The 22663-nt window shown below is 66.2% G+C and carries 19 protein-coding genes; 10 read left to right on the forward strand and 9 right to left on the reverse strand.

What is annotated here, in order from left to right; genetic code table 11:
* Nucleotides 1–24: 24 nt before the first annotated feature.
* Nucleotides 25–1551 carry a choline-sulfatase gene (betC, locus tag CSC94_RS20745; RefSeq protein WP_099308290.1) on the reverse strand — a complete coding sequence of 509 codons (1527 nt, stop codon included), beginning with the start codon at nt 1549–1551 and terminating at the stop codon, nt 25–27.
* Nucleotides 1552–1781: 230 nt separating this feature from the next.
* On the opposite strand from betC, the gene CSC94_RS20750 reads away from it, so the two are divergent.
* Nucleotides 1782–2948 carry an acetyl-CoA acetyltransferase gene (locus CSC94_RS20750; protein ID WP_099308291.1) on the forward strand — a complete coding sequence of 389 codons (1167 nt, stop codon included), beginning with the start codon at nt 1782–1784 and terminating at the stop codon, nt 2946–2948.
* Nucleotides 2945–3694: an SDR family NAD(P)-dependent oxidoreductase gene (locus CSC94_RS20755; protein ID WP_099308292.1), complete on the forward strand. Its 750-nt coding sequence runs from the start codon at nt 2945–2947 to the stop codon at nt 3692–3694. Before CSC94_RS20750 ends, CSC94_RS20755 begins: the two co-directional genes overlap by 4 nt.
* 6 nt (nt 3695–3700) lie before the next feature.
* On the opposite strand, the gene CSC94_RS20760 is transcribed toward CSC94_RS20755, so the two are convergent.
* On the reverse strand, nt 3701–4438 hold the full coding sequence (locus CSC94_RS20760; RefSeq protein ID WP_099308324.1) for a DUF3750 domain-containing protein: 738 nt from the start codon (nt 4436–4438) through the stop codon (nt 3701–3703).
* Nucleotides 4439–4491: 53 nt separating this feature from the next.
* Here CSC94_RS20760 and CSC94_RS20765 point away from each other — a divergent pair, with 53 nt between their 5' ends.
* The gene (locus tag CSC94_RS20765; RefSeq protein ID WP_099308293.1) at nt 4492–5499 is read left to right on the forward strand and encodes an asparaginase; all 1008 of its coding nucleotides are present in this window, start codon (nt 4492–4494) and stop codon (nt 5497–5499) included.
* A 9-nt stretch (nt 5500–5508) separates the two neighbouring features.
* On the opposite strand, the gene CSC94_RS20770 is transcribed toward CSC94_RS20765, so the two are convergent.
* Nucleotides 5509–6879, reverse strand: coding sequence for a TIGR03808 family TAT-translocated repetitive protein (locus CSC94_RS20770; RefSeq protein WP_099308294.1), 1371 nt, complete (start codon nt 6877–6879; stop codon nt 5509–5511).
* Between the two features lie 114 nt (nt 6880–6993).
* On the opposite strand from CSC94_RS20770, the gene CSC94_RS20775 reads away from it, so the two are divergent.
* Together CSC94_RS20775 and CSC94_RS20780 are read left to right on the forward strand one after the other, a co-directional pair.
* A complete protein-coding gene (locus CSC94_RS20775; protein WP_245408444.1) occupies nt 6994–8073 on the forward strand; it encodes an AI-2E family transporter in 1080 nt (359 codons plus the stop codon).
* An 8-nt stretch (nt 8074–8081) separates the two neighbouring features.
* Entirely contained in the window at nt 8082–9617 is a 1536-nt protein-coding gene (locus tag CSC94_RS20780) for a phospholipase D family protein (RefSeq protein ID WP_099308296.1), read from the forward strand.
* Nucleotides 9618–9647: 30 nt separating this feature from the next.
* On the opposite strand, the gene scpA is transcribed toward CSC94_RS20780, so the two are convergent.
* Together scpA and CSC94_RS20790 are read right to left on the reverse strand one after the other, a co-directional pair.
* On the reverse strand, nt 9648–11777 hold the full coding sequence (gene scpA, locus CSC94_RS20785) for a methylmalonyl-CoA mutase (RefSeq protein ID WP_099308297.1): 2130 nt from the start codon (nt 11775–11777) through the stop codon (nt 9648–9650).
* Nucleotides 11774–13210: a methylmalonyl-CoA mutase subunit beta gene (locus CSC94_RS20790; protein ID WP_099308298.1), complete on the reverse strand. Its 1437-nt coding sequence runs from the start codon at nt 13208–13210 to the stop codon at nt 11774–11776. Before CSC94_RS20790 ends, scpA begins: the two co-directional genes overlap by 4 nt.
* Nucleotides 13211–13430: 220 nt before the next feature.
* On the opposite strand from CSC94_RS20790, the gene CSC94_RS20795 reads away from it, so the two are divergent.
* Entirely contained in the window at nt 13431–15023 is a 1593-nt protein-coding gene (locus CSC94_RS20795) for a helicase HerA-like C-terminal domain-containing protein (protein ID WP_099308299.1), read from the forward strand.
* 90 nt (nt 15024–15113) lie between these two features.
* Here CSC94_RS20795 and CSC94_RS20800 read toward each other — a convergent pair whose 3' ends face one another.
* A complete protein-coding gene (locus tag CSC94_RS20800; RefSeq protein WP_099308300.1) occupies nt 15114–15869 on the reverse strand; it encodes a L,D-transpeptidase in 756 nt (251 codons plus the stop codon).
* Between the two features lie 160 nt (nt 15870–16029).
* Entirely contained in the window at nt 16030–16692 is a 663-nt protein-coding gene (locus tag CSC94_RS20805) for a haloacid dehalogenase type II (RefSeq protein ID WP_099308301.1), read from the reverse strand.
* 163 nt (nt 16693–16855) lie between these two features.
* Between CSC94_RS20805 and CSC94_RS20810 the strand changes: the two genes are divergently transcribed.
* The 4 genes from CSC94_RS20810 to CSC94_RS20825 all read left to right on the forward strand — a co-directional run bounded on the left by CSC94_RS20810 (nt 16856) and on the right by CSC94_RS20825 (nt 20006).
* Nucleotides 16856–17722 (forward strand): branched-chain amino acid aminotransferase, encoded by an 867-nt coding sequence (locus tag CSC94_RS20810; RefSeq protein ID WP_099308302.1) that lies wholly within the window; start codon nt 16856–16858, stop codon nt 17720–17722.
* A 126-nt stretch (nt 17723–17848) separates the two neighbouring features.
* On the forward strand, nt 17849–18445 hold the full coding sequence (locus CSC94_RS20815) for a superoxide dismutase (protein WP_099308325.1): 597 nt from the start codon (nt 17849–17851) through the stop codon (nt 18443–18445).
* A 194-nt stretch (nt 18446–18639) separates the two neighbouring features.
* A complete protein-coding gene (locus CSC94_RS20820; protein ID WP_099308303.1) occupies nt 18640–19074 on the forward strand; it encodes a c-type cytochrome in 435 nt (144 codons plus the stop codon).
* Between the two features lie 23 nt (nt 19075–19097).
* Nucleotides 19098–20006 carry a c-type cytochrome gene (locus tag CSC94_RS20825; RefSeq protein WP_099308304.1) on the forward strand — a complete coding sequence of 303 codons (909 nt, stop codon included), beginning with the start codon at nt 19098–19100 and terminating at the stop codon, nt 20004–20006.
* On the opposite strand, the gene CSC94_RS20830 is transcribed toward CSC94_RS20825, so the two are convergent.
* Nucleotides 19995–21086 carry a hypothetical protein gene (locus CSC94_RS20830; RefSeq protein ID WP_133122958.1) on the reverse strand — a complete coding sequence of 364 codons (1092 nt, stop codon included), beginning with the start codon at nt 21084–21086 and terminating at the stop codon, nt 19995–19997. The two genes, CSC94_RS20825 and CSC94_RS20830, sit on opposite strands and share 12 nt — an antisense overlap.
* Before the next feature lie 63 nt (nt 21087–21149).
* Nucleotides 21150–22649 (reverse strand): MFS transporter, encoded by a 1500-nt coding sequence (locus tag CSC94_RS20835; RefSeq protein ID WP_245408445.1) that lies wholly within the window; start codon nt 22647–22649, stop codon nt 21150–21152.
* Nucleotides 22650–22663 lie beyond the last annotated feature (14 nt).

The following is a 22663-nucleotide window of genomic DNA, read 5'->3' on the forward strand; positions in this document are numbered from 1 at the left end:
TCGAAATGCTTGCCCGACGTCATGTCACTCACCCCTCGGGTAACGCTTGTTTTCTTCCAGCACGTTGAGGTCCATGTGGTTGCGCATGTAGCGCTCCGAGGCCTTCTGCAGAGGCTGGAAGTCCCACGGGAAATAGGAGCCGTTCCGGAGTGCCGGGTAGACCACCCAGCGCCGGGCCTGGCTCTGCCGCACCTCCGCGTCATAGGCGCCCATGTCCCATTTCTCGCGGACCCGTTTCATGTAGCCCTGGACGGTTTCGCCATGCGCCGGATCGGCGGCCAGGTTCACCCGTTCCTGCGGGTCGTCGGCCAGGTTGAAGAGCTGCGGCGGATCGAGTTCGCAGTGCACGAACTTGATGTCGCCCTCGCGGATGCAGACCAGCGGCGCATAGGACCCTTCCGCCGCGTACTCGATCATCACTGGCGTCTGCCGGGCCTCGCCGGCCATCTGCGCCACCAGGCTCACCCCGTCCGTCCACGGCATGATGCCGGACAGGTCGATCCCGGCGAGATCGGCCAGGGTCGGCAGCAGGTCCAGCGTCGAGACCGGGTCGGTGACCAGCCGCCCGTTCTGGCCGGGCACGGCGATCATCACCGGCACGCGGGCCGAGCCTTCGTAGAAGTTCATCTTGAACCAGAGCCCGCGCTCGCCCAGCATGTCGCCATGGTCGGAGCAGAACACGATGACCGTGTTGTCGGCCATGCGCGTTGCTTCCAGCACGGCCAGCAGTTCCCCGACCTTGTCGTCGAGATAGGAGATGTTGGCGAAATAGGCCTGCCGCGACCGGCGGATGTTCTCGTCGGTGATGTCGAAATTCGTGTAGTCGTTGGCCTTGTAGAGGCGTTGCGAATGCGGGTCCTGCGCCTCGAACGGGATCGCGGCGACCGTAGGCTCCAGGTGGGCGCAGTCTTCGTAGAGGTCCCAGTACTTGCGCCGCGCCACGTAGGGGTCGTGCGGATGGGTGAAGGACACGGTCAAGCACCACGGCCGCCGGTCGGCATCGTCGTTCTCGCGGGCAAGCTGGTAGAGTTTCTGCACACCGTTGAAGCAGACCTCGTCGTCATATTCCATCTGGTTGGAAATCTCGGCCACGCCGGCGCCCGTGACAGAGCCGAGGTTGTGATACCACCAGTCGATGCGCTCGCCCGGCTTGCGGTAATCCGGCGTCCAGCCGAAATCGGCCGGGTAGATGTCGGTCGTCAGCCGTTCCTCGAAGCCATGCAACTGGTCCGGGCCGACGAAGTGCATCTTTCCGGACAGGCAGGTGTAGTAGCCCGCCGCGCGCAGGTGATGCGCGTAGGTCGGAATGTCGGACGCGAATTCCGCGGCGTTGTCGTAGACCCGCGTGCGCCGGGGCAACTGCCCGGACATGAAGGAGGCCCGGCCCGGCGCGCACAGCGGCGAGGCGGTGTAGGCGTTGCGGAAGCGCGTCGAGCGCGCCGATAGCCGTTTCAGGTTCGGCGCGTGAAGCCAGTCGGCGGGACCGTCCGGAAACAGGGTTCCGTTCAGTTGGTCCACCATGATGACGAGAATGTTCGGCTTGGAAGGCACGCGCGTTTCTCCGGATCGGGGGCTGGGATTTTTTTATTGAACAGCGGTTCAATTTGATCGGACAATGCCACGGCACCCCCGCTCCTGTCAATTCGGGCCCGTTGGCGGCACTCGCATTCGCGCACAGCCGGTTAACATCGCGCCGAGGCTTTACGTACGCGGGAAGCCGGTCCAAATTGCCGCCACGGCAGAGCGGGCCTGGCCCGCGCCGGTCAACCGGGAGAGAGACAATGACTGCATGTATCGTGGGCTGGGCGCATCTGCCCTTTGGCCGCCATTCCGACATCACGCTGGAAGACATGATCGTGAAAGTGGCCCGGGAAGCGCTGGACCACGCGGGCCTTGGCGCCGGCGATGTCGACGAGATCGTCCTGGGCCATTTCAATGCCGGCTTCTCGCAGCAGGATTTCACCGCCTCGCTCGTGCTCCAGGCCGATGACGGTTTCCGTTTCAAGCCGGCCACCCGCGTCGAGAACGCTTGCGCCACCGGTTCGGCCGCCGTGCGCCAGGGCATCCGCGCCATCGAGAGCAAGGCCGGCCGTGTCGTCCTCGTGGTCGGTGCCGAGCAGATGACCACGACGCCCGGGCCCGAGATCGGCAAGAACCTGCTGCGCGCCTCCTACCTTCCGGAAGACGGCGACACGCCGGCCGGTTTCGCCGGCGTCTTCGGAAAGATCGCGAGCGCCTATTTCCAGCGCCATGGCGACCAGTCCGACGCGCTGGCGAAAATCGCGGCCAAGAACCACCGCAACGGTGTCGGCAATCCCTACGCCCAGATGCGCAAGGACTTCGGCTACGACTTCTGCCGCACCGAAAGCGAGAAGAACCCGTTTGTCGCCGGCCCGCTGAAGCGCACCGACTGCTCGCTGGTGTCGGACGGTGCCGCCGCCATCGTGCTGACCGACGTGGAAACCGCCCTGTCGATGAAGCGCGCCGTCGCCATCCGCGGCAACGCCCACGTGCAGGATTTCCTGCCCATGTCGAAGCGCGACATCCTGCTGTTCGAAGGTTGCACCGAGGCCTGGGCCCAGGCCATGAAACAGGCCCGCGTCGGCCTGGAAGACCTGTCCTTCGTCGAGACCCACGACTGCTTCACCATTGCCGAACTGATCGAATACGAGGCCATGGGCCTGGCAAAGCCGGGCGAGGGCGCGAAAGTGGCCCTGGAAGGGCAGACGGAAAAGGGCGCGCGCCTGCCGGTCAACCCGTCGGGCGGCCTGAAGGCCAAGGGTCATCCCATCGGCGCCACCGGCGTTTCCATGCATGCGCTGACCGCCATGCAGCTGATGGGCGAAGCCGATGGTTTCCAGGTCGAGGGCGCCACGCTCGGCGGCATCTTCAACATGGGTGGCGCCGCGGTGGCCAATTACGTCTCCATCCTGGAGCGCATCAAGTGAACCGGGTCGCCGTCGTCACCGGCGGCGCTTCCGGCATCGGGCTGGCCGTCGTGGAACGTCTGCTGTCTGACGGCTGGACGGTGGCCATCATCGATGCCAATCCGACCACGCTGGCCGAGGCAGAGGCGGAACTGGAAGGCGAGGACGCGCTCGTCCTCGCCTGTGACATCACCGACGAGGAGGAAGTCGCCGGGACCTTCGACCGGATCGTCGACGCGCTGGGTCCCGTCGCAGCCCTGGTGAACAGCGCCGGCATCGCCCGCGACCTGCCGGCCATGGAAACCTCGGCCGAGCTCTTCCGCCAGATTCTCGACGTCAATCTCGTCGGCTCCTTCATTGCCTCCACGGCTGCCGTGGAACGCCGCGCCGACGATCTCGCCATCGTCAACATCGCCTCCGTTTCCGGCCTGCGGGCCAACAAGGGGCGCGTCGCCTATGGCGCCTCCAAGGCCGGGGTGAAGATGATGACCGAGGTCATGGCCGGCGAACTGGGCAAGGACGGCATCCGGGTCAACTGCATCGCGCCAGGCCCGGTGGAAACGCCGATGGTCACCCGCCTGCACACTGCTGCCGACCGGAACCTCTGGCTGCCGCGCCTGCCGCTGGCCCGCTACGGCGATCCCGACGAGATCGCCGCCGCCGTCGCCTTTCTCATCTCCGACGAGGCGAGCTTCATCACCGGCCACACGCTGGCCGTGGACGGCGGCTTTCTCGCCGCGGGCATCATGGAGGACAAGGCGCCCTAGTGGCCGTCAGAGTCCCACCCGGCCGATGGCGGGGATCTTCAGTCCCGGGCGCATGACGTCGACACCCGCGACAAGGCCGAGGACCTGGATCTCGAGGCCTGAATTTAGGCCCGCGGCCAGGCCGATGACGCCACCGAGCGAGACGTGGACATCGGTCCAGCCCGGCGCATGGTCGAAGGAAATGAAGCCCGGCCGCCAATCCCGGCCCACCGCGTTTGCCGGCAGCACAGCGCCAAGATCGGGCACCCGGCGCAGGACAAAGGCAACGAAGGAATTGGAATTCGGGCCCGGCCAGATCGTGTAGCCGCCGCGGAAATTGTAGGGATAGGCGGCAATCGCCGCTTCGACCTTGGGAATGAGCCTCGCGGCTTCGGCCCCGCGCACCGTTTTCACGATGAAGGGCGTGTTGGAATACCAGCGTCCGTCCGCCGGGTAGGCGTTCCGGCGCACCGGCAGGCCCCAGCCGACCTTGTCGTAGCGGTTGTAGTGGCCGTCCGTCGGATCGTAGGTGACGATCCAGCTGTGCACGGCAAGGGCGCCTTTCAGGCCACCGGTGCGCGCCGCCATGATATGGATGACCGGCTCCTTGAGCGATGCGGCGGGAGGCAGGACGCCGGAAGCCGACCAGTCGGCCTGCCGCCAGCTTCCGGGGCGCTCCGTGGTGACCCACCACGCCGCCGATGCCAGCGACGGCAGCAGAAAGAGGATGGCGAACAGCGCCGCAAGTCTCTTGATTGATTTCATGGTCCACCCCGGATAGGCCATGATGATAGTGAACCTTGAATTGAGGTCAAAGCATGGACAATCCCGTACTGGTCGAGGTCACGCGTGGAGCCCGGGTCGAAAGCCGTCACCGGGGCGCCTTCGTCGTCATGGATGGGGACGGCCACGTCGTGGCCTCCGCCGGCGACATCGACCGGCCGGTCTACCCGCGCTCGGCCGTCAAGGCGATCCAGGCTCTGCCGCTGGTGGAAACAGGGACGGCGGATGCCCTCGGCTTCGAGACGGCCGACCTCGCCATGGCCTGCGCGTCCCATTCCGGGGAGCCGGGACATGTGCAGCGCGCCGCCGCCATGCTGGCCCGTGCCGGCCTGGCCGAAACGGACCTGGAATGCGGCAGCCACTGGTCGTCCGAACCGGCGGTGCTGATCGAACAGGCCCGCGCCATGGCCCGCCCGGACCAGTTGCACAACAATTGCTCCGGAAAACATGCCGGCTTTCTCTGCACCTGTCGCCACATGGGCTGGGAGACCGGCGGCTACGTGACCGCCGGGCACCGGGAGCAGACGCTGATCGCGCAGACGATGACGGCCGTGACCGGCGCCGCTCACGACGGCGGCAATGCTGCCATCGACGGCTGCGCCATCCCCACCTATGCGGTGCCGCTGACGGCACTGGCGCGCGGCTTTGCCCGCATGGCAACCGGCCGCGGGCTGGAGCCGCAGCGCGCCGCTGCCGCGCGTCGCCTGCTGGATGCCTGCATGGCCGCGCCCTGGTATGTCGCCGGCACCGACCGGTTCGACACCCGCGTCATGCAGGCCGCTCCGGGCAGGGTCTTTCTCAAGGTCGGGGCGGAAGGCGTCTATTGCGCAGCCCTGCCGGAACAGGGACTGGCGATCGCGCTGAAGGCCGATGACGGCGCTCCGCGCGCCGCCGAGGTCATGGTTGCCGCGGTCCTCGCCTACGCGGCCTCCGGGCGGGACGATGCCCTGGCGGATTGCCTGGAAGGATATGCCCGCCATCCCGTGCTCAACCGCAACGGCGAAGCGGTCGGCGAAATGCGGCCCGCGTCGCCTCTCGTCTGATCCGGCCTGTCAGCCGGCAGCGTTGCGTTCCACGGTCAGGTTCGGCCAGTCGGACGCGCTAGCCCGTGCCAGGTCGCCGGTGGCCGGCTCGCTCCAGCGGTAGCCGACGATCGCGCCCTTGCGCGCCGCGTCGATCACGTTGTCGGAGATCACCGCGCGGCCGGCGCCGTCGGCCACCGAGACCGCGATGCCGGTACCGCAATCGCGGATCATGTTGCCGGTAGCCGTGATGTTGCGCAGGAATTCGCCCCAGCCGAGGTGCAGGCCGTAGCGCGGCGCCCCTTCCACCGTGTTGCCGGTGATGCTGGTGTCGGCCTCTGCCGTGATGCCCACGCCGAAGCCCGGCGCATCGGCCGGGTAGGGGCCTTCGGTGGAGAGGTGGCGCACCACGTTGCCCTGGATGACCGCGAGCCGGCCGCCCTGGTTGAAATTGACCACCGAAATGCCGTTGGCGGCGCCGTCGACGATATTGTTGGCGATCACCGCGCCCTCAAAGGCGAATTCCGCGTAGAGGGCGGTTTCGCCGGACCGCAGGCAGGAATTGCCCTGCGCGATCATGTTGGAGGCGGAATTGGCGCGAATGGCGGAAAAGGCGCAGTCGGATACGCTGTTGTTGGCCACCGTCACGCCGCTGGCGCGAAACAGGTTGATGCCGTTGCCATATTGCCCGGTGCCGCCCCGGCGTGCGCCGATCCTGGCGATGCGGTTGTGAGTCACGAAGGAACCGTCGGGGCCGTCCTGCCAGCGGTGGATCAGGATGCCGCCGTTGCCGCAGTCTTCCACCGTGTTGCCGGTCACGGTCAGCCCGGTGGATTCCACCGCATAGAGCGCATAGTCCTGCGCGCCGGAGATGTGCGAGCGTTCCACCCGCCCGCCGCAGCGCTCCAGCGTCAGCCCGCTCTTGCCGGATCCGATGATGTCGCACTGGTCGATCATGACACGCCCGACGCGGCGCAGGTCGATCAGGCCCTGCGTCTGGTCCGAGAGCCAGCGGTTCTGGCCATCGATGGTCAGGCCTTCAAGCGAGAACATCTCGCAGTCCTCGCCGCCGAACAGGTGGCCGTTGCCGGTATAGACAATTTGCGTCGCGCCGGGAACGCCGGACAGCCGGACCCGTTTGGGCAGGGTGAGGTTCGAAACCGGATAGATGCCGGGCGGAAGGAACACCGCCTGGTTGCGCCGGTCGGCCTCGTCCAGCATCGCCTGGAACACCCGCGACTGGTCATCCAGTGCCCCCGGCCGCACGCCGAGGTCGCCCGCATCGAGCGATCCGCGCATGGCGGTGCGTTCCAGCAGGGCACGCGCACTGGCCGGAAATGGCACGGCGGCCACGGCCGTCGCGGGCAGAAGGGCGGAAAGGAAACGGCGTCTGTCCAGCATTGGCACGGGTCCCACGGTCAAAACAGTTGACATGCGGGGGCCGTGCCAAGAAGGATGGCCTGCAACTCTTGCCTATTGCCGGGCATTGCCCCGCAACCGAAGGAGCCGGGAGACGTGATTGCCGTTGCGGATAGCGCGCGCAAGGTGGCTTATGTGCTGCTTGTCGTCAGCCTGGCCGGTTGGCTGTTGTGGGTCGGCTCCAAGGTGCTCTGGCCGGTCTTCGCCGCCATCATCAGCGCCTACATCCTGACCGCCGCAGCAGAATCGCTCAGCCGCGTGCCGGTCCTCAGCTGGACGCCGCGCTGGTTCCGGAACCTGGTCGTGGCCGCGGGGTTCGCGGCGATCCTGTTCATGATCGCGATGATCTTCAGTTCCACCGTCGACAAGCTGGCCAGCGTCGCGCCGACCTACCAGCAGAACCTCGTCGGCCTTGCCGGGCGCCTGACCAGGTGGGCCGGCTTCGAGCAGACGCCGACCTGGGAGACATTGCGGACCTACCTGACCGGCCGCGTCAGCCTGCAGGCAATCATCACCGGAACGCTCGGCCAGGTTACCGCGATGGGCGGCCAGATCATCCTGATCGTCTTCTATGCCGTCTTCCTGCTGGCCGAGCGCGGCCAGTTCGCCGCCAAGCTCACCAGTGTTGCCGGCGATGCCGAACGGGCCGAGCGCGCCCATGACGTGATCGCCTCGATCAACCGGTCGATCACCGACTACCTGGCGGTCAAGACGGTCATCAACATCATCCTCGGCGTCACGTCCTACCTCATCATGATCGCCCTGGGCATTGATTTCGCGGCCTTCTGGGCCATCCTTATCGGCCTGATGAACTACATTCCCTATGTCGGATCGATTGTCGGCGTCGCCTTCCCGGTCCTGCTCAGCCTGGCGCAGTTCGGCTCGGTCGGGCAGACCATGGTTGCTGCCCTGGCGCTGACGGCGGCACAGATGACGGTCGGCTATGTCATCGAGCCGCGCATGATCGGCCAGTCGGTCAATCTCAGCCCCTTCGTCGTCATGGTGTCCCTGACCACCTGGTCGGCCTTGTGGGGCGTGCCGGGGGCCATCCTCGCGGTGCCGCTGACCGCCATCCTGTCCATCATCCTGGCCGCTTCGCCGTCCACGCGCGGCCTGTCGGTGCTGCTGTCCGCCGACGGCACGGCGCCGGCGCCGCCGCGATCCCGGTCGCCCTGAGCCGCAACGTGCTGGTGCTTGTTCTCGCCATCGTTGCGGTCGCCGTGTTCCTGTCCGGACTGAGGCTGGCCTTTCCGCCACCCGTCCCGGCTTCGTCGGCGACGACCGCGCATCCCCCGGCCACCACCGGCGCGCTGGCCGGCGGGCTGGAGGAGCAGGTGGCCGCGCATCCGGGCCTGACCGGGATCCTGCCGCTGCCCGATGGCATGGACGCCTTCGTGGCCCGGCTCGCCCTCGTCCGGGCCGCCGCCTCGTCCATCGACGCGCGCTACTACGTCTGGCAGCGCGACAAGACCGGCCTCGTCCTGATGAAGGCCGTGCTCGATGCCGCCGACCGGGGGGTGAAGGTCCGTCTCCTGGTGGATGATGCCGGCACGCCGGACTTCGACGCGGAACTGGCCGCCTTCGCCTGCCACGACAACATCGAGGTGCGCATCTTCAACCCCTTCATGCTGCGCTGGCCGCGCGTTCTCAATTATGCTTTCGACTTCTTCCGGCTGAACCGCCGCATGCACAACAAGTCGCTGCTGGTGGACGGCCGGGCGGCGATCGTCGGTGGGCGCAACATCGGGGACGAGTATTTCGCGGCCGGCGACAGCCTGTTCATCGATCTCGACGTGCTCGCCGTCGGGGAGGTCGTTCCGGCGGTATCGCGCGACTTCGATGCCTACTGGGCCAGCGCATCGGCCATCCCTGCCGAACGGATCATCCCGCACCGAAAGGCATCGACCGCGGTGCTGGAAAAGGAAGCGGAAGAGGTCCGCCTGTCACCGGAATTCGCTGAGTATTGCGATGCGCTGGACGAGTCCGGCCTCGTACGCCGGCTCGGCGCCGGCGAAGACCTGTTCCGATGGACGCGAGCGGACCTTCACTCCGACGATCCCGCCAAGGGGAGGGGCCGGGTGCCCGAGGATCGCCTGCTGATCCGGTGCCTCTTTCGCGAGATCGGCGAACCGTCCGGGCGCTTCAATCTGGTCTCGCCCTATTTCATTCCCGGAAAGGATGGGGCAGCCACCTTTTCCGGCTGGGCCCGGAAAGGCATTGCCGTGTCGGTGCTGACGAATGCGCTGGAGACCACGGACGTGGTGGCGGTGCATGCCGGCTACACGAAATACCGCAAGCCTCTGCTGCGCGACGGTCTTGCGCTGTTCGAACTCAGGCGCGGCGCGGGTGCCCCCGGCGGCAGGGACCGGCTGGGCCTTGTCGGCTCCTCCGCGTCCAGCCTCCACGCCAAGACCTTCACCGTCGATGGCGAACGCATCTTCGTCGGCTCCTTCAATTTCGATCCCCGCTCGGCGTTGCTGAATTGCGAGATGGGGCTGGTGATCGATGACGCCGAGCTTGCAGGTGAACTGGACAGGAGCTTTGCCACGGCCGTGCCCGAGGCGGCCTGGGCCATGTCGCTGGACCGCGATGGCCACCTGGTCTGGCGCGGCCGGAAGGGCGACGAAACGGTCACGCGCCACGACGAACCCGGCGGTTCGCTCCTGCGCAGCGTCCTGCTGACCGTCATCGGCTGGCTGCCGGTGGAGTGGCTGTTGTGAAATCCGTCGGTCCTGCCGGCTTTCGGGCAATCACTCCCGCGCCATCAGCAGGGAAACGACCGCGCCGGCGGCCTCCGCGATCACCGTGCCGGGGCCGAAGATGGCCGCTGCACCGGCCTTGAGCACCGCGTCATGATCCTGCGGCGGGATGACGCCGCCCGCCACGATCAGGATATCGCTCCGCCCGCGCTTTTCCAGCGCCTCGCGCAGTTCGGGTACCAGGGTCAGGTGCCCGGCGGCCAGCGACGATGCGCCGATCACGTGGACATCGTGCTCGACGGCGAGGTCCGCCACTTCCTCCGGGGTCTGGAACATGGCGCCGACCACGACGTCGAACCCCAGGTCGCCGAACGCGGTGGCGATGACCTTCTGGCCGCGGTCATGGCCGTCCTGGCCCATCTTGGCGACGAGAATGCGCGGGCGCTCGCCGTTCTTTTCCTCGAAGGCCTCGACCTGCTCGATGGCGGCTTCCACCTTCGGATCTTCACCGGCGGCGCGGCGATAGATGCCGGCGATGGTGCGGATGTCGGCGACATGCCGCCCGAAGGCTTTTTCCAGCGCCAGGCTGATCTCGCCCACCGTGGCCTTCGCACGGGCCGCCTTGATGGCGAAAGCGAGCAGGTTGCCATCGCTTTTGGCGGCCTCGGTCAGGTCTGTCAGCGCCTTGTCCACGGCGCCCACGTCCCGCGTGCCCTTCAGTTCCTGCAGCTTGGCAAGCTGGCGCGCGCGCACCTCCGCGTTGTCCACTTTCAGCACGTCGACCTCGCGGTCGTCCGACGGCCGGTAGGCATTGACCCCGATCACGGGTTGCTGGCCGGTGTCGATCCGCGCCTGTGTGCGCGCCGATGCCTCCTCGATCCGCATCTTCGGCACGCCCTTCTCGATGGCCGAGGCCATGCCGCCGAGGTTCTCCACTTCCTCGATATGCGCCAGAGCGCGAACGGCGAGGTCATGCGTCAGCCGTTCGACGAAGGCCGAGCCGCCCCAGGGATCGATGATCCGCGTCGTTCCGGATTCGCGGGCCAGCACGAGCTGTGTGTTGCGGGCGATCCGCGCCGAATGGTCGGTCGGCAGCGCCAGCGCCTCGTCGAAGGAATTGGTGTGCAGCGATTGGGTGTGCCCCTGCGTGGCCGCCATGGCTTCCACCATGGTGCGCATCACGTTGTTCCAGGGATCCTGCGCCGTCAGCGACCACCCCGAGGTCTGGCAATGGGTTCTCAGCGACAGGGACCGCTCGTCGTCGGGCGAAAATTCCTTCTTCATCAGCGTCGCCCAGAGCAGGCGTGCGGCACGCAGCTTGGCCACTTCCATGAAGAAGTTCATGCCGACGGCCCAGAAGAAGGAAAGGCGCGGCGCGAACGTGTCGATATCCAGCCCGGCGGCGACGCCGGCACGCGCGTATTCGATGCCGTCGGCGATCGTGTAGGCCAGTTCCAGGTCCGCCGTCGCCCCGGCTTCCTGCATGTGGTAGCCGGAAATCGAGATCGAGTTGAACCGCGGCATGTGCGTCGAGGTATAGGCGAAGATGTCGGAAATGATCCGCATGGAGGGCTTGGGCGGGTAGATGTAAGTGTTGCGGACCATGAACTCCTTGAGGATGTCGTTCTGGATGGTCCCCGACAGCTTGTCCTGGGAAACGCCCTGTTCCTCCGCCGCCACGACATAGAGCGCCATGATCGGCAGAACCGCGCCGTTCATCGTCATCGAGACGCTCATCTCGTCGAGCGGGATGCCGTCGAAAAGCTGGCGCATGTCGAGGATGGAATCGATCGCGACCCCGGCCATGCCCACGTCGCCTGCCACGCGCGGGTGGTCGGAATCGTAGCCGCGGTGGGTCGCCAGGTCGAAGGCGACCGATAGGCCCTTCTGTCCCGCCGCCAGGTTGCGGCGGTAGAAGGCATTGCTCTCCTCTGCCGTCGAGAAGCCGGCGTATTGCCGGATTGTCCAAGGCCGCTGCAAGTACATCGTCGGGTAGGGGCCGCGGATGAACGGCGTCGCGCCCGGAATGCTGTCGAGAAAGCCCAGGCCGCGAAGCTCCTTCTCGCCATAGGCATGCGCGACGGCGATGCCTTCCGGCGTCGTCCAGGCTTCGCCGTCCGCCACCGATGCCGGATTGCTGTCGGGCTTCTGCCAGCCGATCCGGGTGAAATCGGGTATCATGAAGCCCCTCCGGCCATCTGCTCGATCCGGGTGATGTCGAGCCGTTCGCAGCGCACGGACCCGTCCGTCGGCATCGGGCGGCGCTCGGCCTGCCACGTCGTCACCGGCCGGTCGTCACCCGGCGGGTAGATCGTCGAGCCGACAAGCACCCGCTCGCCATCGCGATAGGCCTTGGCGCGGACTTCTGCGGCCGCCTTCACGCGGACCTGGAACGCCCCGTCGAGCAGGCTTTGCAGGATGCCGCCTTCCGCCTCGATGGCCTGGAATTCCGTCCAGGCGGCTTCGCAAAGGCGATCGGTCAGCGTCTCGATGGCGCCGGATCCCGAGGCCGGATCGGCGACGAACCAGAGCCGGCTTTCCTGGGCCAGCACGAGCTGGGTGTTGCGCGCAAGGCGGCGTGCGAAATCGTCCGGCAGGCCATGGGCGAAGCTGTGCGGCAGCACGGAGATCGTGTCCGCACCTCCGACGGCGGCGCTGAAGCAGGCAATCGTGTTGCGCAGCAGGTTGGTCTCCGCATCGCGCCGGGTCAGCATGCGGAACGAGGTTTCCGCATGGATGGAGGTGGCCGATGGTTCGATGCCGCAGGCCTCCTGCAGCCGCGTCCATAGCAGGCGCAGGGCGCGGATCTTCGCCATGGTCATGAACTGGTCGCTGTCCGCCGAGACGCAGAAGCCGATATGCGGCGCCGCATAGACCAGCGGCTGGCGGGCTTCCTCGAACATGCGCATGTGCCCGGCGGCGAGCGAAAGCATGGCCGCCAGTTCCTGGGCCTCGGTCGCGCCGGCGTTGTGATAGACGCGCCCGTCCGCTTCCAGCAGAACGCCGGGAACCTGCATGGCGAAGAAGTGCGCCAGCGACTGCGGCATCGAGGCGCGCAGTGCCGCGATCGACATCCGCAGCCGCCCGGTGCCGGCGAAGATTGCAGCCGGATCGATGCCGAAGGACAGCGACAGCGAGGCGGGGTTGACCCGCTTCTTCATCAGCAGCGCCACCATCCAGTCGAGCGAATTGCGGCTGGAGGGGTGGACGTCGATCCGGAGGTGCGTCTGGTCGAGCGGAACGGCGTCCAGAACGGCCGCGAGCGTGTCCGGGCTGGCAGTCAGTCCATAGCCGAAGGCATTGGGCGCGCCTTCGAAGACCAGCGCAAGCCCGTTGGCGCCGCCGTCCAGGTCCTCGGCGATCTGGCGCGTCGCCCGCTCCGTGTCGGGATCGTCCACCCGTTGCACCATCGTCCACGGCTGTCCGCCATGGGCGCCTGTCACCAGGCGCGGCGTGGCCGGCGGCGAAAGCGGATCGATGCGGATACCGTCGTCGCTGTGCGAAACCAGAGTGTTCTCGTAGTCCGCGCCCTTCAGCGCCTTTTCCGCCAGTTGCCGCCAGTGGTCCATGCCGAGTGCATCGAATGAAACCTGCTTGAGGACCGCCGCGTCCATTCCACCTCCGATCCGGCATGTCGAAACCCTGTTTTGACTTTATGGGCGTGTTCGGCAAGGAGCAATGGGCACAATGGCCCAACCGTGCCATCGGCCGTTTGCCGCGGCGCGGTTGCAACACTTTGTGACCCCGCCGGCCACATCAGGGGCGTCACGCCATTGTGGCGAAGGCGGTGCTTGGATATATGCGGTTGCATCTAGGTGCGAATGGAGGGCAGTCATGAGCGCTGCGGACAGGATTTTCATCGGTGCCAGCCGGACACCGGACGACAGCTACCAGCGGCCCGAGGAACTGCTCCTCAAGTATGCCAACAGGCACGGCCTGATCACCGGCGCCACCGGCACCGGCAAGACGGTGACGCTCCAGATCCTGGCGGAATCCTTTTCCAACGCCGGCGTTCCGGTCTTTGCCGCCGACATCAAGGGCGACCTCTCCGGCATCGCCGCCATCGGCGAACCCAAGGATTTCCTCGCCAAGCGCGCCGAGATGATTCGTCTCGAGGACTACGAGTTCCAGGAGTTCCCGGTGATCTTCTGGGATCTTTTCGGCGAGCAGGGCCATCCGATCCGGGCCACCATCTCCGAAATGGGACCGTTGCTGCTGGCCCGCCTCATGAACCTGTCGGAAGCCCAGGAAGGCGTACTCAACATCGCCTTCCAGATCGCCGACGAGCAGGGCCTCCTGCTCTTGGACATGAAGGACCTGCAGTCGCTCCTCGTCCATGTCGCCGAGCATGCCGACGAGATCTCGAAACGCTACGGCAACGTGCAGAAGGCCTCGGTCGGCGCCATCCAGCGCTCGCTGCTCGTGCTTGAACGCCAGGGCGGCACCCACTTCTTCGGCGAACCCGCCCTGCGCATTGCCGACATCATGCGCACCACGCCGGATGGCCGCGGCGCCGTCAACGTGCTCGCCGCCGACAAGCTGATGATGAACCCGCGCCTTTACGGCACTTTCCTGCTGTGGCTCCTGTCGGAACTCTTCGAGGAACTGCCCGAGGTCGGCGATCCGGAGAAGCCGCGCCTGGTCTTCTTCTTCGACGAGGCGCACCTGCTCTTCGACGAGGCGCCGAAAATCCTGCTCGAACGCATCGAGCAGGTTGTCCGTCTGATTCGCTCCAAGGGCGTGGGGGTCTATTTCGTCACCCAGAATCCGCTCGATGTGCCGGACACGGTCCTGGCCCAGCTTGGCAACCGCATCCAGCATGCCCTGCGCGCCTACACGCCGCGGGAACAGAAGGCAGTGAAGACGGCGGCCGACACCTTCCGTCCCAACCCGGATTTCGACACCTACGAGCAGATCACCAAGCTCGGCGTCGGCGAGGCCCTGGTCTCGACGCTGGAGACGAAGGGCGTGCCGTCCATGGTGCAGCGGACTCTCGTCCGCCCGCCGTCGTCGCGGCTGGGTCCGATCACCGACGCGGAACGCAAGAAGATCATGCAGCTCAGCCCGGTTGCCGGCCAGTACGACGAGACCGTCGATCGTGAATCCGCCTACGAGGTGCTGGAAAAGCGCGCCAAGCAGGCGGCCCTGGAGGAAGAGGAAGCCAAGCGTCGCGAGGAGGAGGAAAGCCGCCGCGAGGTGGAACTGCGCAACCGCGAAAAGGAAGAGCGGGATTCCTCCGGTGGCTGGACCATTCCCGGCTGGGGATCGGACGAGGCCCCGTCGACGAAGAGCCGCTCGTCGTCGCGCCGGCGGACATCCAACCGCCAGAGCGTGACCGAGGCGGCGATCAAGTCGGTTGTGCGCTCGGTCGGCTCCTCGCTCGGCCGGGCGCTGGTGCGCGGCATCCTCGGCAGCCTGCGGCGGTAATCACGCAGCACCGGCCCATCGGAGCCGTGCACGGAAGAAGGAAAGCCGGCCCCGGGGCCGGCTTTTTCTCGGGTAGCCATCCGGACCGGATCAGGAGACCGGCGCAGCCAGCGTGTTGGTGACGAGGATCGGTGTCTGCTCGGGCACCCGGTTGTAGAGGTCGATGATGTCCTGGTTCATCAGCCGCACGCAGCCGGACGACACGTTCTTGCCGATCGACCACCATTCGGGCGAACCATGCAGGCGGTACAGCGTGTCCTTGCCGTCCTCGTAGATGTAAAGCGCACGCGCGCCGAGCGGGTTCATCGGGCCGCCGTCCATGCCGCCCAGCCACTGGTCGTTTTCCTTGTCGTAGGTCGTGCGGTATTTCTCCAGCTTCGGCTCGCGGGCGATCATCTCTTCCGGCGGGTGCCATTTCGGCCAGACGGCCTTGCGCTCGATGTAACCGCGACCGGTCCACTCGAACCCTTCGCGCCCCAGGCCGACGCCGTAGCGCATCGCCATCCCGTCATCCTGCGTGAAATAGACGAAGTGGTTGTTGGTATCGACGATCAGCATGCCGGCCGGCTCGCCGGTCAGGTTCGGAACAAGCTGGCGGCGGAACTGCCTGGGAACCTTCTGCCACGGCACGCCGGGAACCTTGAACCCGTTGTCCTCGACCGGCGCATACATCAGCGCCGGCTCGGCCAGGCCGATGACCGGCGCCTTCGGGGCAGGCGGAGCAACGGGCTCGACGGACCGGGTCCGGGTGCGGGTCGTGCTGCAACCCGAAAGGGCGAGGGCGGCGACCGAGCCGGCCCCGGCCAGGAGGCGTCGGCGCGACAGGGTTGCTTTCAGATCGTTCATGGTCGGTCCATTCTCCTGCGGTGACGGCATGGCAACGCATCATCGCCGCGCCGGTTCCTGATCCGGTCCCTCATGCGGGCTTGATTCTGGCCACAATGTGTTGGCCGCCGTCCTGGCTGCGATTTGTCCTCAAGTAGCGCCTGCTTGAGTTTCTTGACAATCACAACACTGTGACGAGCCCGTCCAGCGACGGCAGGATCAGGTTTGCCGGCATGTCGGCATATTCGTCCGGCTGGCCGGTCCGGTTGATCCAGACCGTATGAAAGCCGAAATGCGCCGCGCCGGCAATGTCCCAGCGGTTCGACGACTGGAAGGAGACGGCATCCGGGTAGAGCTTCCAGTTCGCGCTGACCAGGTCGTAGACCTCGAACTTGGTCTTGAAGGTCTTGAGCGGATCGACGGAGAAGACGTCGTCGAGCAGCAGGTCAAGCCCGGAGGACCGGACCGCGGCGTCGAGCATCGCCGGGGAGCCGTTCGACAGGATGGCAAGCCGGGCGCCACGGTCCTTCAGCGTCTTCAGGATGCCGGGCACTTCCGGGTAGCAATCGAGTTTCCAGTAGGCGTCGAGGAACTGCTGGCGCAGACCCCGGTCGACGCTGGGAACCTTCTGGAAGGCGAAATCGAGCGCTTCTTCCGTCAACTGCCAGAAATCGCGGTAGGCACCGGTCATTGCCCGGATCCAGGAATATTCGAGCTGCTTGGCCCGCCAGATCTCCGAGAGGGCCTGTCCGTCGGGTCCGGCCGCTGCGGCATGGCGGCGCACGGCGGCATGGACGTCGAACAGCGTGCCGTAGGCGTCGAAGACGAAGGCTTTGTAGGGCATGGGATCCTCCTGGCTTCGCGACTTTTCGGCCCGCTCGCCGCGGGCGTCAAGGGAGAGTTGGCGAAAACACGCGCACATCGGCGGCCAAAGGATTGACCTGCCATGCTTTTGGGCTTTCGATGGCGCCCCGATGAAAACGCTGAACCGACGGGGGCGCAAAACAATGGCTGTCGATACGACCGCGCAATCCACCACCTGGACCTGGGTTGACGGAGACTGGCACGAGGGCAATCCGCCGCTGATCGGACCGCGCAGCCATGCCATGTGGCTGGGATCCACCGTTTTCGACGGTGCGCGCTGGTTCGAGAACGTGGCGCCGGACCTCGACCTTCATTGCCAGCGCGTGAACCGGTCCGCCGAGGCCCTGCTGATGAAGCCGACCATGACCGCCGAGGCGATCGAGGCCCTGGCCTGGGAAGGCATCAAGCGGTTCGATGGCAAGACCGCCATCTACGTCAAGCCGATGTACTGGGCCGAGCACGGCGGCTACATGGGCGTGCCGGCCGATCCCGAATCGACCCGCTTCGCGCTCTGCCTGTTCGAAACGCCGATGATCGCACCATCGGGCTTTTCCGTCACGGTTTCACCCTTCCGCCGTCCGACGATCGAGTGCATGCCGACCAATGCCAAGGCCGGATGCCTCTATCCCAACAATGCCCGCGCGGTTCTCGAAGCGCGGTCCCGCGGTTTCGACAACTGCCTCGTGCGCGACATGCTGGGCAATATCGCGGAGACAGGGACGTCCAACATCTTCATGGTGCGCGATGGCGAGGTCTTCACGCCGGCGCCGAACGGCACCTTCCTGTCGGGCATCACCCGCTCGCGCACCATCGCGCTGTTGCGCGCCAAGGGGATGACCGTCACCGAAAAGACGCTGACCATCGACGACTTCATGGCCGCCGACGAGATCTTCTCCACCGGCAATCATTCCAAGGTCGTTCCGGTCATCCGCATCGAGGATCGGGAGCTCCAGGCAGGACCCGTCGCCCGCACGGCGCGCGATCTCTACTGGGAATGGGCGCACGCCTGAACCGCGAAGACGGTTTGCAAGTCTCGGCTTTTTCTGGAAATAAAGGCGCTGGTTTCTTGCCGCCAGCCGTTGGCACCATATGTCTGTCGGCAGCCGCAATTCAAAATTCGCCAAGAGGAGATGAAGATGGCTTTCGAACTTCCCGACCTGCCTTATGACTATGAAGCGCTGGCTCCGTACATGTCCCGGGAAACCCTGGAATACCATCACGACAAGCACCACAAGGCCTATGTCGACAACGGCAACAAGCTGGCCGAGGAAGCCGGCATGGCCGGCCTTTCGCTGGAGGATGTCGTCAGGCAGAGCCACGGCAAGATCCCCGGCCTGTTCAACAACGCCGCCCAGCACTACAACCACGTCCACTTCTGGAACTGGATGAAGAAGGGCGGCGGCGGAAAGTCCCTGCCGGGCGCCCTGCAGAAGGCTGTTGATTCCGATCTCGGCGGCTACGACAAGTTCCGCGCCGACTTCATCAACGCCGGCACCACGCAGTTCGGCTCCGGCTGGGCCTGGGTCGCCGTCAAGGATGGCAAGCTGGAGATCATGAAGACGCCGAACGGCGAGAACCCGCTGGTTCATGGCGCCACGCCGATCCTCGGCGTCGATGTCTGGGAACACTCCTATTACATCGACTATCGCAACGCCCGCCCGAAATATCTCGAGGCGTTTGTTGATAGCCTGATCAACTGGGACTATGTCCTGGAAATGTACGAGAAGGCCTGATCGCCAGGCGAATGGAAAGCCCCGGTCCTGTACCGGGGTTTTTCTTGTGCTGTCATCAATCTGTGAACGCTGAGTTGCATTTTGACGCAGGTGACCTCACGGAACCGTGATCCCGATTCCCGGGGGAATCAATATGATGGCGTGTACCCGTGGCTGTTGCCCCGGCAGGTTGAACCCAAGGAAGGACTGTTTCGATGATGAAATTTGCGATCGCGGTGTCCGCGGTAGTTCTGATGGCCGGCACGGCCAGGGCTGAAGAAGATGCGCTGGCGATGCGCGAAGGCGCGATGCAGGCCAACTCCTTCGTGATGGCCACGCTGGCCGGCATGGCGAAGGGCGACATCGCGTTCGACGCCAAGAAGGTCGAAGGCGGTCTCGAAGCGATGCGTTTCATCGCCGCGACCTTCGCCAACCATTTCCCCGAGGGCTCTGGCGGTGGCGATTCGACCGCGTCGCCGAAGGTCTGGGAAGACGCTGCCGGCTTCGCGGCCGCCAATGAAAAGTGGCGCGCCGATGTCCAGGCCGCGCTCGACAACCCGCCCACCGATGTCGCCTCGCTCGGCGCGGCGGTCGGCAAGATCGGTGGCAACTGCAAGTCCTGCCACGAAAATTTCCGCATCAAGAAGTGAATGATCTGCGGGGCAGTTGATCCATGATTCGCAAGCTCGCCGTTTTCCTCGTCCTGCTGGCGGTTGCCGGCGGGCTTGCCTTCTGGTTCATCACCGCGCCGAAAACGCTGTCGGCTGATGAGATAGCCGCCTTGCCGCAGGGAGACGCCGCGGCCGGAGAACGCATATTCTATGCGGCGGGCTGTGCGGCCTGCCACGCCGCGCCCGGCGCCAAGGGCGACGAAAAGCTGGTGCTTGCAGGCGGGGAGCGGTTCGTCACGCAGTTCGGCACTTTCGTGGCCCCCAACATCTCCCCGGATCCCCGGGCAGGGATCGGCTCGTGGACGCTCGGACAGTTCGCCAACGCGGTGCTCCGGGGCGTTTCGCCGGCCGGGGAGCATCTTTATCCGGCCTTTCCCTATTCCACTTACGAGCGCATGACGGGCAAGGACCTTTCCGATCTCTTTGCCTTTCTCAAGACCCTGCCGCCGGTGACCGAGAAAGCCCCGCCGCACGAGGTCTCCTTTCCCTTCAACATCCGCCGGCTGCTTGGCGGATGGAAATGGCTGTTCCTGCGCGAGGGCTTTATCGTCGACCTGCCGGCCGACGCGACCGATCAGCTCAGGCGCGGGCGTTACCTGGTCGAGGCGCTCGGCCATTGCGGCGAGTGCCATACGCCGCGTAACGTCCTGGGCGGACCGGAATACGCCAGCTGGCTGAAGGGCGGGCCGTCACCGGACGGCAAGGGCAAGATCCCCGACATCACGCCGAGCGGCATCGGCTCCTGGTCAGCCAAGGATATCGCCTACTACCTGGAAAGCGGATTCACGCCGGAATTCGATTCCGTTGGTGGCGCCATGGTCGCCGTCCAGGAAAACATGGCCAAACTGCCGGCCGAGGATCGCGATGCCATCGCCGCCTACCTGAAGGCTTTGCCCGCGTCAGGCGGGTAGGACCCCTGCCAGCCGCGCGCCACCTGCCACGAAAAGGCGGAACACGATCCGGATCAGGCGCGTCAGCAGGGCGAATGCGCCCAGCGTCCACCCAAGCACCAGGGCAGCCAGTTCGCCGATCCGCCATGTCAGCTTGCTGATCCGCAACAGGCCTCGCCGCGCCTCCGGAGCGAGACGCAGCACGGCACGGAAGTGGCCCTTGAAGCGGCTGGCGATCCGGCGCAGCGCGTTCAGGTCTCCGCTGGTTTCCGCCACCGACAGGGCCGCCAGGGCCGCGCGCGGCCCTTCCTTGCCGGCGATGGCGCCGACGCTTTCCGCTGCCTCGCCGAGCAGACGGGTCTCGCGGGGCCGCATGACGCGTGCGGCGCTGCGTCGGGCCGCGACGAGATCAAGCCGTCCGGCCTGGCGGGCCGTGACGGCCAGCGCCCGGCTGTCGATGGCCCGTCTTGCAAGGTTGAGGAGATCGCCGGACAGGCGCGCGGTCAGCCTGCCGCTGCGCCGGGCGAGCTTCAGCAGGCCGGCGCCCAGCTTGGCGGGGCCGGTGATCGCGACGCTGGTGCCGCCTGACGCGATCGTGCCCGCCGTCAGCGCCAGTCCGGTTCCCGCGAGCGCGACGATCAGCGGATCGTGGTCGGGATAGGCGGCGGCCTCGCGGACGAGGTCGCGAACGTCGCCGATGGAGGTGAGATCGGTCGCGATGGCGGCGGCTGTCCCGGCCGGCGACGTCATCTCGCCGAACACGGCACCGCGCATCACGGACCCCGCGCTGCGCATCAGGTCGAACCGGTTGGCGGCCGCAACTTGCGACAGCAGGGCAGGGGACAGCGGCACGGCCCGGAATTCTGCCAGGTTTGCCAGTTCGGCGGCCAGGTCCGGGTCGTCTTCCTTCAGCGCGCGCCCGATCTCCCGTTCATAGTCGGGCGCCCGGGCTCCGGCTACGAGCGCTTCGGCGCGCAGAACCGGATCGTCCTGCAGGAACAGGGGCGCCAGGCCGCGCGCTGCCAGGAACAGAGGCACGGCAGCCGCTGCCCAGAGACAGATCGTTACTGCCAGCCACAAGACCCTGATCGTACGTGCCAACCGCCGCTCCGAAATTGAACTGGCGTTACGATGGCTTGAAAATGCGGCGGCATTGGGCTGGCGTCAGGCCTCCACCGGCGTCGGCGGCTGCGCCCGCGACGGTTCGTCATGGCCCGTCGGTGGCGCCTTGAGGAAATTGACCAGCACCGCGACCGCGAGAAAGGCGGCGATCTCGTAGATGAGCGCGCCTTTCATCGATGCGATGAAGGCCGGGTGCATGTCGGCGCCGCTCGCTTTCTGCACGCCGAGCGTGGCGAAGAAGATCTGGCCGCAGACCGCGATCCCGAGCGCGTTGCCCATCTGCTGGAACGATTGCAGCGTGCCCGATCCCGCGCCGGCATCCTTGTGCGGCACGCCGGCAAGGATCGTCTGGAACAGCGAGGCAATGCCCATGCCGAGCCCGAGGCCACCGATGAACAGCGGCGCAGCCATGAGCGAGCGTGTGGCGGTGTCGCCCATCGACGAGATGACGATGTCCAGCAGGCCCATGCCGGCGGCCATCAGCACGGCGCCGCCGACGAGGCGCTGACGCGGATAACGGCCTTTCAGCCGGCCGGACAGAAGCGAGGCGGTCAGGACGCCGATCGGGAACGGAATGGTGGTCAGGCCGGACTGCAACGGCGTCAGGCCGAACCCGGTCTGCAGGAAGATGGCGAACACCATGAAGAAGCCGGCCACGCCGGAGAAGAACAGCGTCGCGATCCCCGCGCCAAGCATGAAATTGCCGTTGGCGAGCAGCGAGTAGGGGATGAGCTGCGGACGGCGCGCCGCCTGCTGGCGGCGGGTGTGCCGGAAGAACAGCGCGAAGAACGCGAAGGCGGCAGCCATCAGCGCGAACAGCCAGGCCGGCCAGCCGAAGTTGTGGCCTTCGACCATGGGAAAGATCAGCAGGAATACGCCTAGCGCGCCGATGAGAACGCCCTTGAAGTCGGTCCCGACATCGGGGTGCCCGGGAAGGTCCGGGATGATTTTCTGGCCGATGACCAGCACCGCCAGGCCGACGGGAATGTTGACGAGGAAGATCGGCCGCCAGTCGAGGCCCATGAAGTCCGCTCCGATCAGCGTTCCGCCGAGCAGGGGGCCGACCACCGAGGCAAGACCGGCGGCGAGGCCGAACAGCGAAAACGCCTGGGCCCGCTCGCGCGGCGGAAAGATCACCTGTGCAATGGCGAGCACCTGCGGCGTCATCATGCCGCCCGCCAGGCCCTGGAAGGTACGCGCCACGATCAGCGTCTCGATGTTGGGAGCCAGGCCGCACAGCGCCGAAAACAGCGTGAAGAGCAATACGCCCAGCATGAACATGCGCTTGCGGCCGGCCATGTCGCCGAGCCGTCCGAAGGGCAGCAGGGCAAGCGCGAAGCCCAGCACGTAGACCGCGACCACCCATTCGATCTCGCTCGGCCCGGCGTGGAGGTTTTCCTGGAGGGTCGGCAGGGCGACGTTGACGATCGTCACGTCGATCAGGTTCATGAACGCCGCCGTCAGCAGCGTGAAAAGGGCGGGCCAGCGCTGCGGGTGACCTTCCATGCCGGAAGCAGCAGCGGGAGGCGAAACTTGGGTCATGAAGCCAATCCTGG

It is taken from the genome of Zhengella mangrovi (assembly GCF_002727065.1).
Classification (GTDB): domain Bacteria; phylum Pseudomonadota; class Alphaproteobacteria; order Rhizobiales; family Rhizobiaceae; genus Zhengella; species Zhengella mangrovi.